Origin of the sequence: Tsuneonella litorea (assembly GCF_025154015.1) — a bacterium.
GTDB lineage: Bacteria > Pseudomonadota > Alphaproteobacteria > Sphingomonadales > Sphingomonadaceae > Tsuneonella > Tsuneonella litorea.
This window is the reverse complement of the sequence record NZ_JAOAMV010000002.1, coordinates 228,396-242,806: the sequence shown is the minus strand read 5'-3', so window position 1 is coordinate 242,806 and position 14,411 is coordinate 228,396. Positions and strand designations below refer to the sequence as shown.

At 66.3% G+C, this 14,411-nt stretch carries 16 protein-coding genes and 1 tRNA gene; 11 read left to right on the top strand and 6 right to left on the bottom strand.

The annotated features are described in order from the left end of the window. The first annotated feature begins 173 nt into the window (after positions 1 to 173). The 4 genes from N0B51_RS04600 to N0B51_RS04585 all read left to right on the top strand — a co-directional run bounded on the left by N0B51_RS04600 (position 174) and on the right by N0B51_RS04585 (position 5,191). Positions 174 to 1,772: a hypothetical protein gene (locus N0B51_RS04600; RefSeq protein ID WP_311201824.1), complete on the top strand. Its 1,599-nt coding sequence runs from the start codon at positions 174 to 176 to the stop codon at positions 1,770 to 1,772. Positions 1,773 to 1,785: 13 nt separating this feature from the next. After that, positions 1,786 to 2,658, top strand: coding sequence for a tyrosine recombinase (locus N0B51_RS04595; protein ID WP_259961058.1), 873 nt, complete (start codon positions 1,786 to 1,788; stop codon positions 2,656 to 2,658). Positions 2,659 to 2,668: 10 nt separating this feature from the next. Beyond that, entirely contained in the window at positions 2,669 to 3,616 is a 948-nt protein-coding gene (locus N0B51_RS04590) for an acetyl-CoA carboxylase carboxyltransferase subunit alpha (RefSeq protein WP_259961057.1), read from the top strand. A gap of 105 nt (positions 3,617 to 3,721) precedes the next feature. Continuing rightward, positions 3,722 to 5,191, top strand: coding sequence for a M48 family metalloprotease (locus N0B51_RS04585; RefSeq protein ID WP_259961056.1), 1,470 nt, complete (start codon positions 3,722 to 3,724; stop codon positions 5,189 to 5,191). Positions 5,192 to 5,278: 87 nt separating this feature from the next. Here the strand turns inward: N0B51_RS04585 and N0B51_RS04580 are convergent, their stop codons facing one another. Beyond that, positions 5,279 to 5,443, bottom strand: coding sequence for a Flp family type IVb pilin (locus N0B51_RS04580; RefSeq protein ID WP_259961055.1), 165 nt, complete (start codon positions 5,441 to 5,443; stop codon positions 5,279 to 5,281). A gap of 115 nt (positions 5,444 to 5,558) precedes the next feature. Beyond that, positions 5,559 to 5,741: a Flp family type IVb pilin gene (locus tag N0B51_RS04575; protein WP_259961054.1), complete on the bottom strand. Its 183-nt coding sequence runs from the start codon at positions 5,739 to 5,741 to the stop codon at positions 5,559 to 5,561. 82 nt (positions 5,742 to 5,823) lie between these two features. Here N0B51_RS04575 and N0B51_RS04570 point away from each other — a divergent pair, with 82 nt between their 5' ends. Both N0B51_RS04570 and N0B51_RS04565 read left to right on the top strand, forming a co-directional pair. After that, positions 5,824 to 6,234: a (deoxy)nucleoside triphosphate pyrophosphohydrolase gene (locus tag N0B51_RS04570; protein WP_259961052.1), complete on the top strand. Its 411-nt coding sequence runs from the start codon at positions 5,824 to 5,826 to the stop codon at positions 6,232 to 6,234. A 55-nt stretch (positions 6,235 to 6,289) separates the two neighbouring features. Then, a tRNA-Arg gene (locus tag N0B51_RS04565) sits at positions 6,290 to 6,366 on the top strand. A gap of 86 nt (positions 6,367 to 6,452) precedes the next feature. On the opposite strand, the gene N0B51_RS04560 is transcribed toward N0B51_RS04565, so the two are convergent. Then, positions 6,453 to 7,658, bottom strand: coding sequence for a tetratricopeptide repeat protein (locus N0B51_RS04560; RefSeq protein ID WP_259961051.1), 1,206 nt, complete (start codon positions 7,656 to 7,658; stop codon positions 6,453 to 6,455). 48 nt (positions 7,659 to 7,706) lie between these two features. Beyond that, positions 7,707 to 7,916: a winged helix-turn-helix domain-containing protein gene (locus tag N0B51_RS04555; protein WP_259961050.1), complete on the bottom strand. Its 210-nt coding sequence runs from the start codon at positions 7,914 to 7,916 to the stop codon at positions 7,707 to 7,709. Between the two features lie 138 nt (positions 7,917 to 8,054). Here N0B51_RS04555 and N0B51_RS04550 point away from each other — a divergent pair, with 138 nt between their 5' ends. From N0B51_RS04550 to folE, 3 genes are all read left to right on the top strand, one after another. Further along, entirely contained in the window at positions 8,055 to 8,375 is a 321-nt protein-coding gene (locus N0B51_RS04550; protein ID WP_259961048.1) for a hypothetical protein, read from the top strand. 153 nt (positions 8,376 to 8,528) lie between these two features. After that, the gene (locus N0B51_RS04545; RefSeq protein WP_259961046.1) at positions 8,529 to 10,073 is read left to right on the top strand and encodes a phospholipase D-like domain-containing protein; all 1,545 of its coding nucleotides are present in this window, start codon (positions 8,529 to 8,531) and stop codon (positions 10,071 to 10,073) included. Next, a complete protein-coding gene (folE, locus tag N0B51_RS04540) occupies positions 10,070 to 10,678 on the top strand; it encodes a GTP cyclohydrolase I FolE (RefSeq protein WP_259961044.1) in 609 nt (202 codons plus the stop codon). The genes N0B51_RS04545 and folE overlap by 4 nt, the downstream gene beginning before the upstream one ends. Here folE and N0B51_RS04535 read toward each other — a convergent pair. Next, positions 10,659 to 11,498, bottom strand: coding sequence for a phosphatase PAP2 family protein (locus N0B51_RS04535; protein ID WP_259961043.1), 840 nt, complete (start codon positions 11,496 to 11,498; stop codon positions 10,659 to 10,661). The genes folE and N0B51_RS04535 overlap by 20 nt on opposite strands. Positions 11,499 to 11,637: 139 nt before the next feature. Continuing rightward, positions 11,638 to 12,117: a peroxiredoxin gene (locus tag N0B51_RS04530; protein ID WP_259961042.1), complete on the bottom strand. Its 480-nt coding sequence runs from the start codon at positions 12,115 to 12,117 to the stop codon at positions 11,638 to 11,640. Between the two features lie 256 nt (positions 12,118 to 12,373). Here N0B51_RS04530 and N0B51_RS04525 point away from each other — a divergent pair, with 256 nt between their 5' ends. Both N0B51_RS04525 and ahcY read left to right on the top strand, forming a co-directional pair. Then, positions 12,374 to 12,796: an S-adenosyl-L-homocysteine hydrolase gene (locus N0B51_RS04525; RefSeq protein ID WP_259961041.1), complete on the top strand. Its 423-nt coding sequence runs from the start codon at positions 12,374 to 12,376 to the stop codon at positions 12,794 to 12,796. 174 nt (positions 12,797 to 12,970) lie between these two features. Further along, positions 12,971 to 14,374 carry an adenosylhomocysteinase gene (gene ahcY / locus N0B51_RS04520; RefSeq protein ID WP_259961470.1) on the top strand — a complete coding sequence of 468 codons (1,404 nt, stop codon included), beginning with the start codon at positions 12,971 to 12,973 and terminating at the stop codon, positions 14,372 to 14,374. The last annotated feature ends 37 nt before the right edge of the window (positions 14,375 to 14,411 follow it).

The following is a 14,411-nucleotide window of genomic DNA, read 5'->3' as shown; positions in this document are numbered from 1 at the left end:
CTCCGGGATTCGACGATCCCGCGCCGACCCCATCGCCATCGCCGGCGCCGCGGCCAAGCGCATCGGCCCAGCCGGGGCCGTCGACGCCCTCGGCGGGTTCGACTTCGGTACCGGTCATCCAGCCGCTCCCCGGTGGGACAGGTGCGCCTCCGCCGCCGGTCGCGCTACCGGGCATGGGGGGCAAGTTGCCGACACTCGAAGAACTCGAGAAGATGTCGACCGACGAACTGGACGAGTTGCTCGGCCTCAAGCCCAAGATCGACATTCCTCCCGGGGCCCGCCGCTCACTCGAGCAGGTCGGGGTACTGGCGCCGGACGAGGGCGGCCTGCCGGTGCATTCGCTGGCGAATCAGCCTTCCTCGCTCGTGCGGGCGGCCCTCGGCGGAACCACCCGCCCGCTCGTCTCGCGCTGGGGGCACATCCTCCTGCGCCGCGCGCTCGCTAGCCGGCTCGAGGCGCCCGGCGGGATGGATCCCGCCGAATTCGCCGCGTTGCGCGTGGCTGCGCTCAATGCGATCGGGGAATTCACCGTGGCGCGCGCGGTCGCGCAGGATGTCGACACGATCAACTGGAACCCCGCGCTGACCTCTGCCGCCCTCGACGCCTATGTCGGCACCGCGGACCTAGTCGGTGCATGTCCTGCGGTGCGGCTGCAGGGCAACCGGCGCGAGGACGGTACCTGGCGATTGTTCCAGGGGATCTGCAACGCCTACGCCGGGGAAAGCGCGCGGGCGAAGACGGATATCGAGCGCGTCCGTTATCGCGGGCAAGCCGCCAACATCGATGCCCTGCTGGCTCAGCGATATGCAGGCGCTGCTGGCCAGGGGCGCGGTGCGGTCACCATCGAGTGGAAGGGCGTGACGGACATGAACCCGCTGCGATTCGCCCTGGCGAACGCGGTGGGCGAGCCGATACCGGCCGGACTGCTGGAAAACGCAGGGCCGTATTACGCGCGGGCCGCGGCGACGGCGCCCATGCTGTCCCTCCCGCAACGCCTCGCCGCATCGGAAACCGCGGGACGCGAAGGCATCCTCTCCTCGGCTGCGCTGGTGGATCTCTACGCGCAGCTTTACGCCGAGGAGGCGGGCGAGGGCCCTGCCTACGAGCGGGCGCGCCTTCTGCGGCAGGCCTATGTCGGCGCCGACGCCGCCGCGCGTATGGCAGCGATCCGCCAGCTATGGGCGCCCGGGGCCGGCGGGGCGATCGATTATGCCCGCCTCGTCCTCACCGCCTACGCCGCGGCGCGGGTGGAACCCGACGAGGATTTCGAGGACGATGCCGCGCCGCTGGTGGCATCGATGCTTGCCGCGGGGCTGGAGCGCGATGCGCTGCGCTGGAGCGCGGTGGCCCCGGATGGGGGCACCGCTTGGGCGCAGCTTGCGTTTGCTTCGCCGGGCCGCGCTCGATCGGTCTCTACGGGTGCGGTGAACGATTTTGCGGACGACGATTCGAGTCCGGGTCAGCGTAAGTCGCAATTCCTGGTCGCCGGCCTTGCCGGTCTTGGGCGGATCGATGCCGGCGCGGTGCCCGCGCTTTCGCAGGAACTGGGGATGGACATCGAGACGCCGACCCGGTGGACCCGGGCGATCGATGCTGCGGCGGCGGTCGACAACCAGGCGCTGGTGGTCTTTCTCGCAGGGCTGGGGATGCAGGGGTCTGGGTGGGACCGGATGACCGCACGGCATCTCTATCACATCGTCTCCGCGCTCGATCGGGTCGGCCTGTCCGCAGAGGCGCGGATGATCGCCGCGGAGGCGGTGGCGCGCGGCTGATGCCGGCCTTGCGGTGAGCGCGATCGACGACTTCCTCGCGATGCTCGCCGCGGAGCGCGGCGCGGCCAGAAACACGGTGGCTGCCTATCGCCGTGACCTCGAGGGCGCTGCGGATGCCGTCGGCGACCTGTCGACAGCCGACGGTCCGGCGCTCGCGCGTCTGGGGAGTGCCTGGGCGGACCTCGCCCCGGCAAGCGTCGCGCGCAAGTCGTCGGCGCTGCGCCAGTTCTACGGTTTCCTGGTCGACGAGGGCGTGCGCCAGGACGATCCATCGGCCGCGCTGCCCCGGCCCGCCACGCGCAGGCCGCTGCCCAAGGTGCTGACCCACGCCGAGGTGGAGGCTCTCTTCGCGCTTGCCGAGAGCGAGGCGGCGGGCGACCGGCCCGTCGCGGTGAGGACGCTGGCCCTCGTCGAGATGCTCTACGGCTCGGGCCTGCGCGCGACCGAGCTCGTCTCGCTGCCGCTGGCCGCGGTTCCCCGCGATGCCCCCTTCGTGACCGTCACCGGCAAGGGCGGGCAGGCGCGCATGGTACCGGTCGGCGCGCGCGCGATGGCTGCGCTGAGCCGCTGGCTGGTGGTGCGCCCGCAGGGCAAGTACCTGTTCCCTTCGCGAGGGGGGCACCTGTCCCGCGTGCGGCTGTTCCAGCTGGTCAAGGCACTCGCCGCGCGGGCCGGGATCGCGCCCGAAAAGATCAGCCCCCACGTCCTGCGCCACGCCTTTGCGACGCATCTGCTCGAAGGCGGGGCCGACCTGCGCGTGCTCCAGACGCTGCTGGGCCACGCGGACATCGCCACGACCCAGATCTACACGCACGTCGATTCGGCCCGGCTCGTGGCCCTGGTCAACGAAAGGCACCCGCTTGCGCATGGAGGCAAGCGCGACTAGCTGCCCCTCCATGCAATCCTATCTCGAATTCGAGAAGCCCGTCGCGCAGCTCGACAGCCGCATCGCGGAACTCCGTTCGGCCGCTGAAGACGACGAGGTCGACATTTCGACCGAGATCGCGCGCCTCGAAGCCAAGAGCGCCGACCTCCTCGCGGCGACCTATGCCTCGCTCACGCCGTGGCAGAAGACCCAGGTCGCCCGCCATCCGGGACGGCCGCACTTCCGCGATTTCGTCGCCCACGCCTTCACGGATTTCGTCCCGCTCGGCGGCGATCGCACCTATGGCGACGACCAGGCGATCATGGGGGGCCTTACCACGCTCGACGGGCGCAAGATCATGCTGATCGGGCACGAGAAGGGCCACGATACCGACAGCCGCATTCGCCACAACTTCGGGATGGGCAAGCCCGAAGGCTATCGCAAGGCGATCCGCCTGATGGAAATGGCCGGACGGTTCGGCCTGCCGGTGGTCACCCTGGTCGACACCTCAGGGGCGTTTCCCGGCATCGAAGCCGAGGAACGCGGACAGGCCGAGGCGATCGCCCGTTCGACCGAGGCGTGCCTCGCGCTACCGGTGCCGATGGTCTCGGTGATCGTGGGTGAGGGCGGCTCGGGCGGCGCCGTGGCGCTCGCGAGCGCGGAACGGGTGCTGATGTTCGAGCACGCGGTCTATTCGGTGATCAGCCCGGAAGGCTGTGCGTCGATCCTTTGGCGCACCGCGGAAAAGGCTCCCGAGGCGGCCGAGGCGATGAAGGTAACCGCCCAGCATCTCGAGCAGCTTGGCGTGATCGACCGCATCGTACCGGAACCGGTCGGCGGCGCGCACCGCAACCCTGAAAAGGCGGCCAAGGACCTCGGCGTCGCGATCGGCGAGGAACTCGATGCGCTCGTCGGCCTGCCGGCGGAGACCCTGCGCCGGCTGCGGGAGGAGCGGTTCCTCTCGCTCGGCACCAGCTAGATCCCGCGTTCCCCGGCGGGAACAAAGCCGCCGCGGTGCGGGTTTCCCGCGCACATGACAACCGCGGCGGCGGGTGGGCGCCGCGCATGCTCAGGGGAATAATTCATGTCGCGATTGAAGTCTCTTGCCCTCCTTTCGGCCGCCATTCCGTTCGCCCTTACCGGCTGCGCGACAATGGGCGGAACGATACCCGACGCTTCGGCGCCAATCAGCCAGAGCGAGGCCCAGCAGGGCGCCGAGGCGCACCCGAAGATCATGCAGGAATTCGGCGGCGCGATGACGGGCGCCTATGCCGCCTACGTCGAGCAGGTCGGCAAGAACATCGCGGTGCAGTCGGGCCTCGGCAACGCGCGCGATTCGTTCACCGTTTCGCTCCTCAACAGCTCGGTCAACAACGCGTTCGCGATCCCCGGGGGCTACGTCTACACGACCCGCCAGCTCGTCACGCTGATGAACAACGAGGCGGAGCTTGCCGCAGTGCTCGGGCACGAGGTCGGTCACGTCGCGGCGCGCCATTCGCAGCGCCGCCAGGCCAAGGCGACCCAGAACTCTCTGCTGGGGGCCGCGGGGGCCATCCTGTCGGGTATCCTGCTCGGCAACAGCGGGTTGGGGCAGCAGATCTCGCAGGGACTCCTGCAGGGATCGCAGCTCCTGACTCTCAAGTTTTCGCGTTCGCAGGAGCTCGAGGCGGACAAGCTCGGCGTTCAGTACCTGACCCGGGCGGGTTACGATCCGCATGCGATGGCGACGGTTTTGCAGAGCCTGGCGATGCAGAACGCCCTCGACGCATCACTGCAGGGCCGCCAGAATGCGACCATACCGGAATGGGCCTCGACCCACCCCGACCCGGCCAGCCGCGTGCAGAACGCGCTTAGCCTGGCGGGCAGCGCGACCGGGGTGACCAATCGCGACACGTTCCTGACCCGGATCGACGGGCTTACGTATGGGGACGACCCTTCACAGGGCGTGATCGAGGGCAACCAGTTCATCCATCCCGAACTGCGCCTTGCGTTCACCGCGCCCAGCGGATTTTACATGGTCAACGGCACGCGCGCGGTTTCGATCAATGGGCAGAGCGGGCAGGCGCAGATGTCGACCGCGCCCTATAGCGGCAATCTCGAAACGTATGTGCGGCAGGTCTTCTCAGGACTGAGCCAAAATCAGCAGATCGCGCCGCAGACGATCCAGCGCACGACCGTCAACGGCTTGCCGGCTGCCTACGGCACGGCCCGCGTGAGCAGCGGCGGCAGCCAGGTCGACGTTGTCGTCTTCGCGTACGAGTTTTCAAACAGCCAGGCATTCCACTTCGTGACGATCAGCCAGGCGGGCCGAACCGAGGTGTTTTCGCCGATGTTCAATTCGATGCGCCGGATCAGCGCGACCGAAGCGGCGCAGGTCGTCCCGCGGGTGCTCGACGTGGTGACGGTGGGTTCGCGCGACACCGTCCAGTCGCTCGCCGCGCGCATGGCCTATTCGGATGCGCAGGAACAGCGGTTCCGGGTGCTCAACGGGTTGACGTCCAGCGAGACGGTGCGGCCGGGCCAGAAGGTCAAGATCGTGGTGCGCGGTCGCTGATCGCCCTCGGACCGGACTGGGACGCGCACACGAAAAAGGCGGCGGGATCGCTCCCGCCGCCTTCTTCAATCGATCAAGAGTGAAGGATTAGCCCTTCATCTTGGTGCTGACCTCGGTGAAGGTCGCGCTCAGCTGGTTGCCGAGGCCCTGCATCGCGGCGATCGCGGCGACCGCGATGAGAGCGGCGATCAGGCCGTATTCGATGGCGGTGGCGCCCGCTTCGTCGCGGACGAGATTCTTGATGAACTGCATGTGACGTCTCCTGGTTCAGTCTTCGCTACCCGGTCCATGCCGAACCCATATTCACGGCTTGGACTTCGTTCGGATTACGGCGTCGGAGTTGACAAAATCCTAACCGCTTGCACGCTTATTTCGAGGCCTGTGCCATCTTGTCGGAAACGTTGTTCCACATAACGATTGTGGTGTTGCCGAAATTCTGGACAGCCACGAGCATGGCGAGGAACATCATCGCCAAGATCAGTCCGTATTCGACGGCAGTGGCCCCCGAAATGTCGGTGGCAATCGCTTTGAGGAGCTTGCGCATCGGCATTGGTTTGTGTCCGTCGAATATTTACTGACAGGATGCTTTGTGCGCCCCCCGGGTTAAGAAAAGGTTGCGAAGGGCGCTGCGCATGGAAAAGAATCCGACATGGATGGCGGTCGTTGCCGGAGCGATGCAGCGCGACGACGGTCGGTTCCTGCTTCAGCGCCGGCCGCTCGAAAAGCATCATGGCGGGCTGTGGGAATTTCCCGGCGGAAAGATCGAGGTCGGCGAAAGTCCCCGCAACGCGCTGGTTCGCGAGCTTAACGAGGAGTTGACCGTCACGATCGATCCGCAGGACCTTGTCGCGCAGGCCTTCGCCGAAGAAATGCCGGCCGGTGGTCGACCGGGTATTGTCATCCTGCTTTACACGGTAATCGCGTGGCAGGGATTTCCCGTAGCTGAGCCGGGCGCCGAGATTGGCTGGTTTGGGCTCGCGGAGGCCGACCGGTTGGCCCTTCCGCCGCTCGACAAGGCACTCGTCAGATCGCTGTGCGAATGATCGCAATAGGTGTTGCCAAGGCTCTCACCCATGCCTATGTGGCCCCCTCTCAAGCGCGCCCGTAGCTCAGCTGGATAGAGCATCAGACTACGAATCTGAGGGTCGGACGTTCGAATCGTTCCGGGCGCGCCAATTTTCCCACCGGATAGTGTACTGGACATTTCCTCTTCGGGTGTCCGAGGCTGGCGCGACCAGGCCGCAGTCGCGCGGAGTCTGCCCTAGCGTCGGAGATCGAGTCCCACTTTCAGCATGGCCTGGCGGACCGGCGGGTGGTCATGCAGTTCCAGCAGGGGCGGTTGGTAGAGGAACCACGGGTGCCTGCGCCAATCGGTGGGTACCGCCATGGGTCCTTCGCTGAGCAAATAGCCCCTGATCGCGGTCGTCAGCAGTTCGAACTCCCGCAGGAGGGCGAGCGGCGCAGCGGCAAAGGGAATGAAGCTCGGCCATTCGAGGATGGTCTCGTGAAAATACCTGATGGTCGCCTTTCTGGACCCGGCATCCTCGTCGATTACCGCGCGCGCCAGCATCTGGCGCGACAGGCGGCCGCCCGGGTGAAGATTCGCGGGCGTGGCGCGCACATCGCCGATGAGCACGTTCACCGCAGCGAAATTGCCGGACATCAGGTTGGCACGGAAAGCCACCTCCCAGGCGCACCAGTTCTTGGGGCTTTGAGACAGGGCCTGATCTGCGATCCTCAGGCTTTCCTCGTCCCGGCCTGCCATCAGCAGCGCATGGGCCAGCCAGAACTGCACGCCCAGCAGGTTCCACTGGTGATCCAGCGCGCGCTGGAATGCGCCGATCGCCGTATCGAGATGACCGCAGCACATCGCAAGGAACCCAATCGCAGCCGGCAGATCCCATCCCGGCGCAATGCGCTGCTCCAGACGCTCCAGCCGTTTCCGCTGCGCGCCCCAGCGCATATAGGTCGGCTCGGCAAGGGCGACGGCTATGCGCGGATATGGATGCCGGGGGTCAATTTCGGCGCCGCGCCGCGCGGCGGAAAGGGCCACGCGGCGATTCCGTTCGATATCCTCGTTCCGGTCGAGGGCCTTCGCGGCGACGAGGGCAAGCCCGCCCCAGGGCGCTGCGAAATCGGGAGCAGCCTCGAGAGCGGCCCGGTACAGTGAGGATGCCTGCTCCGGGATCAGGGCACAGCCTTCCTCTCGCCGGGCAATTTCCGCTCTTTCGAAGAGCTCTTTCGCCTGCCGGTCGACGGGACGACGGCGGCCCTGCACGAAGGCCGCACCGCCGAGAATCGCGGCAGCGCCAGCCGCCGCCACGACGGCGCGTCGGCCGAACCTCGGCTCCCCGTTTGCGCCGTCCGGCGGGGCATCGGCTCCGGCGCAAGACAGTCGGTAACCGACCCCCCTGATGGTCTGCACCTCGAAGTCGCCCCCTGCGAATCCGGCGCCGACCTGGCGCACCTTGGAAACCGCCCGCTGTATCGCATTGTCGCCGACGACCTGCCCGTCTCAGCATCTCTCGATGAGGGCATCGTGCCCGACGACCTGGCCGCTTGCCTGCGCAAGCGCGATCAGCACCCGCATGACGCGCGGCTCGAGAATGATCTCCTGCTTGTCGCGGATCAGGCGCAGGCTCGGGGGATCGACACGTATTGAACCCAGCCGAAAGGAATCGGTCGCATCAAGCCGAACGAATCCGTCATCGGGTTCTGGCAGCAAGAGGCACCTCCATTCCGGCCCGTTGCCTTCAAAGCGAATATATCAGCAATTCGTCAGCATTTCATCAGCTTCAGGTGCTCGCACGATCGCGGCCGCCGGAGCACGCTCCCTCGCAGTGATCAACGAAAGGAGCCGATCATGAAGAAGCTTGTCACCTGCACTGCGTGCCTGGTGCTGCTGTCCACTCCGGCGCTGGCCGGCGAGGTCACGGGCAATGGCAAGGAACTTACCGTCAACGGCAAGTCATCCTGCGCGTTCTCCGGGCTGAACGACACGCCCGATGGAGACGTAGACACGTCGGACCCCGGCGGCCGTGTCCAGTCATTCGGGTTCTTCTTCGCCCAGACCTGGTTGGCCCCTTTCCTGGATCCCACGGCCAACGACCCGCGGGAGCCCTCGTTGAGCCCGGGATGGGCGTGCAATCCGCAGCGGGGCGGTCCGTACGAGCCGGGTGGCTGAGCAGAGCGCGCGAAGGGGGGCGGGCCGCCATCGGCTAGGGATGTCGGTCCGTCACTCTGCAAGCCCGGCAGGCGATGGCCACGGAGCTTCCCGGAACCGCTCGCAAACTTCGTCCATTCCCCCTAGGGACGCGCAAAGCCGCGAAGGGGAAATGTGGCCGAGGCAGCTGAAAACCCGAACGAGATCGCGTTCACCGACGATTCGGTCGAACCGGGAGTCTGGCGTTATGCGCGCGTCGATCGCGCCAGCGTGATCGTCGATGCCGAGGACTATTTTGCCCTGATGCAGAAGGCGATGCTCGACGCGCGCCGCCGCATCCTCCTGGTCGGGTGGGATTTCGACACCCGCATTCACCTGGCGGTTGGAAGACGCTGGTTCAGTCGTCCGTTCCGCCGGACCTATCCGCGCCGGCTCGGCAGTTTCCTCGTATGGCTCGCTCGACACCGCAATGGGATCGAGATCGACATCCTGAAGTGGGGTCTGGGCGTTTTCGATTTCGCCCTGCGGGGTTTCATGCTGTTCGATGTGATCCGGATGGCCGCCTACAAGGCGATTCACGTCAATTTCGATGGTCATCACCCGGTCGGCTGCTCGCACCACCAGAAGATCGCCGTGCTCGACGACAGGCTTGCCGTGTGCGGCGGCATCGACATGACCCAGGAACGCTGGGACACCCGCGAGCACATCGAGAACGACCGTCGTCGGCACCGCCCTCACGGCCTGCGCTATGGCCCGTGGCACGACGCAACGATGATGATGGAAGGCGAAGCGGCACGCCACCTTGGCGCGCTGTGCCGCGAGCGGTGGCGGCGGGCCGGTGGAGATGCGCTGAGCGAGGTGGAGATACCCGAGGAGAGCCTCTGGCCCCGGGAGCTTGCGGTGCAGTTCGAAGGGGTGGAGATCGGTATCGCCCGCACGCGCGCGAAATACGACGGCCTCGAAGGCGTCAGCGAGATCGAGGAACTGCTGCTCCGCCAGATCGCATCGGCCAGGCACTTCATCTACTCGGAAAACCAGTACTTCACCTCGCCGCGCATCGCCGATGCGATCGCGAAGCGGCTGGAAGAGGACAACCCGCCCGAAATCGTCATGGTTCAGCCGCAAACCGGCGACGGATGGCTGGAGCAGGTCGCCATGGACCACGCGCGCAACTGCCTGCTGCACTCGCTCGCCGACATCGACCATCGCGGGCGCTTCGCAATGTTCGTCCCCTACACGGGTGAAACGCCGATCTACGTCCACGCGAAGCTGACGATCTTCGACGACCGGATCCTGCGCATCGGCTCGGCGAACTTCAATAACCGCTCGATGGGGCTGGACAGCGAGTGCGACGTGTTCATCGATGCTGCGCGGCCCGGCAACGCCCATGCCACCGACGCGATCGGCGCCATCCGTCGGTCGCTTCTTGCCGAGCACTGCGGGATGGAGGAGGACGCGGTGGCTCGTGCGCTGGAGACGGAAGGATCGATGATCGCCTTCATCGAGAAGCACGGCCGAAAGAATGCGCGGCAACTGCGCCGGTTCGTCCCCCCGGAGGTCGACGAAATCGAGGAAACGCTGGCCGGCTCGCAGATCCTCGATCCCGAGTCCCCTGACGAGATGTTCGAACCGTTTGCCAAGGGCGGCCTGATGAAGCAGGGCAGCCTCGTCAGCCGCGCCTGGAACCGTGTCCGCGGCAGGAGGAAACTGAAGTCATGAGCAGCCTGGTCGGTCCCGACGAAGACGATCCGCGCGGCAAGCCGCCGGTGCCCGCGCACGTTCAGGACGCGATCCGCACCTTGATCGAATGGGCTGGCGACGATCCGACCCGCGAAGGCCTCGTCGATACTCCTTCACGCGTGGCCCGCGCATGGAAGGAATACTGCATCGGCTATGGCGAAGACCCGTCGGTCCACCTCAGCCGGATCTTCGAGGAGGTCGGCGGCTACAACGAGATCGTGCTGCTCAGGGACATCCCGTTCCAGAGCCACTGCGAGCATCACATGGCGCCGATCATCGGCAAGGCGGCGATCGCCTACCTGCCGAACGATCGCGTGGTCGGCATCAGCAAGCTCGCTCGGGTGCTCCACGGGTTCGCCCGTCGCCTGCAGGTCCAGGAACGGCTGACCGCCGAAGTCGCCGATTGCATCTGGGAGCATCTCAGGCCGCAGGGCGTCGCTGTCGTGATCGAGGCGTCGCATTCGTGCATGACGGCGCGCGGGGTCCGCACGCCGGGTGTCGGCATGACCACCAGCCGGATGATGGGCACGTTTCTCGACGATCCGCGCAGCCGCGAGGAAGTGCTCAAGCTGATGGGCTACTAATCCGCCGGGCGAGCACGGCGCAGCCGAGCCAGACCAGGAAACCCGCGGCAAGATCGACGCCGTAGTGGCCCCCCATGGGGATAGCGGCCAGGATGATGACCGCGCTCCACGGGGGACCCAGCCACCGCATTCTCGTACCGGCGAGCGCCTGGGTCAGCATCAAGGCCAGAACGGTGTGAAACGAAGGGAAGGCGACCACGCCGCCCATGTCTGCAAGTCGGACGAGCTGGTCCCCGCCGTGCCGGAAATGTTCAAAGGCGGGCCACTGGTAGACTCCTGCGCCGGCGGGCAAACCCGCTCCCTGCAGGCCGGCGAGGCCGAAGTGCCGCATCACGCCCCAGGCCGGCACACCCAGCGACGCGATCGCGACCACCTGCATTGACAGGATCGCGGTGGCGACCAGTTCCCATGCCGCGCCGATGTGGTTGCGCGCGATCGCGAGAAATATGACCGCGACCACCGCGATCCCCGATGAATTGTAAGCAGCCGCAAGAATGCTCGTGACCAGCGGTTGTGCCGCAATCGACTGCACGACGGTGCCCGCATTGATCCCGACGAGCGCGTCGGCGCGCGCGAATCGCTCGTCGGCGAGCGGGGCTCCGAGCCGCAGCCCGACGTTGGACACCAGGCCGCACAGGATCAGCGCCCAGGTCGCCGCGCCGACGATCGCCGCCGCGTGCGCCAGCCGGCGGTCAGGCAGGCGCCTGCGGCACCACAGCGAAAGGCCAAGCAGAGCCAGTCCGAGGAGAAAGAACCGCAGGAAACCAGCGATCTCGATCCGCGAGCCGGTCATCCAGATCACTGCTGCCGCCGCTGCCAATCCGGCTGTCAGGGCCCCGGCGACCAAGAGGGCAACCGGAGAGGGCGGTGCAAGTCCCCATGACGGCCGGTCAGGCATGGAAAGGGCGGCAGACGCATTCACGCCGCCGCCCTAGCCGGATTTGGTTGCTATCGGGTTGTCAGAGCTGACCGAGCAGATGCTCCGCGCTCGAAACCGAGAAGTCTCCGGGGGCCTCGACGTTCAGTTCCTTGACCACGCCGTCCTCGACGATCGCCGACCACCGCTGGCCGCGCTTGCCGAGGCCGAAGGCCGAACCGTCCATCGTCAGGCCCATCGCTTCGGCGAATTCGCCGTTGCCGTCGGCCAGCATGGTGATGTCGTCCGAGCCGGCAGCCTTGTTCCAGGCGCCCATCACGAACGGATCGTTGACCGCGGTGGCGACGATCTCGTCGACGCCCTTCGACTTGAGCTCGTCTGCCTTCTCCACGAAGCCGGGCAGGTGCCGCGCCGAGCAGGTCGGCGTGAACGCGCCGGGCACCGAGAAGATCGCGACCTTCTTGCCCTTGAAATATTCGCTGCTCTGGACCGCCTCGGGACCTTCCTCGGTCGCCTTGACCAGTTTCACATCCGGAAGCGTATCGCCCACCTTGATCGTCATCTCGCAAATTCCTTCGCTGTCCCGTCCGTTCGCGGGCCGAGATAGCGCGCGGGGCGGCCGGTGCAACCGCAAGCGCACTACGAAGGTGGTTAATTCCGCTTCACCGTGGCCGTTTAAGAACGGGTAAACGACCGGGCGCAGTCTCTCCAACAGGCGGGCGGGTCCGTTCGCCAGGTGACGCGGGCCGGGGTGGGGCCCGTTGGGGGAGAATGGGGTCATGAAATCAATCACGAAACTGGCTGCGGTCGCCGCGGCCATGGCGATGCTCGCGACCGTACCGCAGGCTGCGGCGGCCGCCTCGCCGAGCGAAGCGGCGAAGCTCCGGCGGCTGGACATCATGCTGATGGTGAGTTCGCTTCGCTGCCGCTTCGGGGCGGACAATTTCCAGGCCGACTATGCGCGCTTTTCGACGAACCAGTATCCGGTCATGCAGGACGCGTTCAAGACGTTGGAAGCCGACTACAACGCGCGGATGGGGCCGGCGCGAGCGAAGAAGGCGCTCGACAGCGTATCGGTCGGCATGGCCAACCAGTATGGCCTGGGTCATCCCTGGCTTGGCTGCGGCGAACTCAAGTCGGCGACCCGGGAACTCGCCTCGACGCGGGATCGCGCCCGGCTGATCGCCGCCGCAGATGAAATGCTGGGGGAACGCCCTCCGCAATTCGCTTCCCGTCGCTAAAGCTGGTCGACGACGGGGGGAAACGGGCGGCGCTCCAGGGCGACCGCCCGTTCCTCGCGACCTCCCGCACTCACATATAAAGGAAGCTTTATATTTGCCTTCGCGCGTGCCGGAGGCTAGGGGCGCGCCATTCCCGAATCTGGAGACGACCCCGTGGCCACTACCGCCGACACCATGACCCGCGATTACGTCATCAAGGACATCGAGCTCGCCGAATACGGCCGCGACGAGATCGCCATCGCCGAAACCGAGATGCCGGGCCTGATGGCGCTGCGCGAGGAATACGGCGCGTCGCAGCCATTGAAGGGCGCGCGGATCACCGGCTCGCTCCACATGACGATCCAGACCGCGGTGCTGATCGAGACGCTCGTGGCGCTGGGTGCCGAAGTCCGCTGGGCGACCTGCAACATCTATTCGACGCAGGACCATGCCGCCGCCGCGATCGCGGCGCAGGGCATCCCCGTGTTCGCGGTCAAGGGCGAGAGCCTTGCCGAATACTGGGACTACGTCGGCCGCATCTTCGACTGGTCGAGCGAGGCCGACCCTGACCTTACCGCCAACATGATCCTCGACGACGGGGGAGACGCCACGATGTTCGCGCTGTGGGGCGCGCGCGTCGAGGCGGGCGAGGACCTGTTCGAACCCTCGAACGCCGAGGAGATCGAGTTCGTCCGCGCGCTCAAGGCGTTCCTCAAGGCGAAGCCGGGCTATCTCAGCGCCAGCGTCAAGGCGATCAAGGGCGTCTCGGAAGAAACCACCACCGGCGTCCACCGCCTCTACAGCCTCGCCAAGCAGGGCAAGCTGCCGTTCCCGGCGATCAACGTGAACGACAGCGTCACCAAGTCGAAGTTTGACAACCTCTACGGCTGCAAGGAATCGCTGGTCGACGCGATCCGCCGCGCGACCGACGTCATGCTCGCCGGCAAGGTCGCCTGCGTCGCCGGATTCGGCGACGTCGGCAAGGGCAGCGCCGATTCGCTCCGCAACGGCGGCGCGCGCGTGATGGTGACCGAAATCGACCCGATCTGCGCGCTGCAGGCGGCGATGGAAGGCTATGAAGTCGTGACGATGGAAGAGGCGACCAAGCGTTGCGACATCTTCGTCACCACCACCGGCAACGAGGACGTGATCACCGCCGAGCACATGAAGGCGATGAAGAACATGGCCATCGTCTGCAACATCGGCCACTTCGACAGCGAGATCCAGATCAGCGCGCTCGACAACTACGACTGGAAGGAAATCAAGCCGGGCACCGACCTGGTTACCTTCCCCGACGGCAAGCAGATCATCATCCTCGCCAAGGGCCGCCTCGTGAACCTCGGCTGCGCGACCGGGCACCCGAGCTTCGTGATGAGCTGCAGCTTCACCAACCAGACGCTGGCGCAGATCGAGCTGTTCACCAAGGGCGACGAGTACAACAACGACGTTTACGTGCTGCCCAAGCACCTCGACGAAAAGGTCGCCGCGCTGCACCTCGACAAGCTCGGGGTGAAGCTCACCAAGCTGACCCAGGAACAGGCGGATTACATCGGCGTACCCGTCGAAGGCCCGTTCAAGCCCGATCATTACCGGTACTGATTGGCCGCAATGACGTTGCATAGTGCGGTCTGCGCGC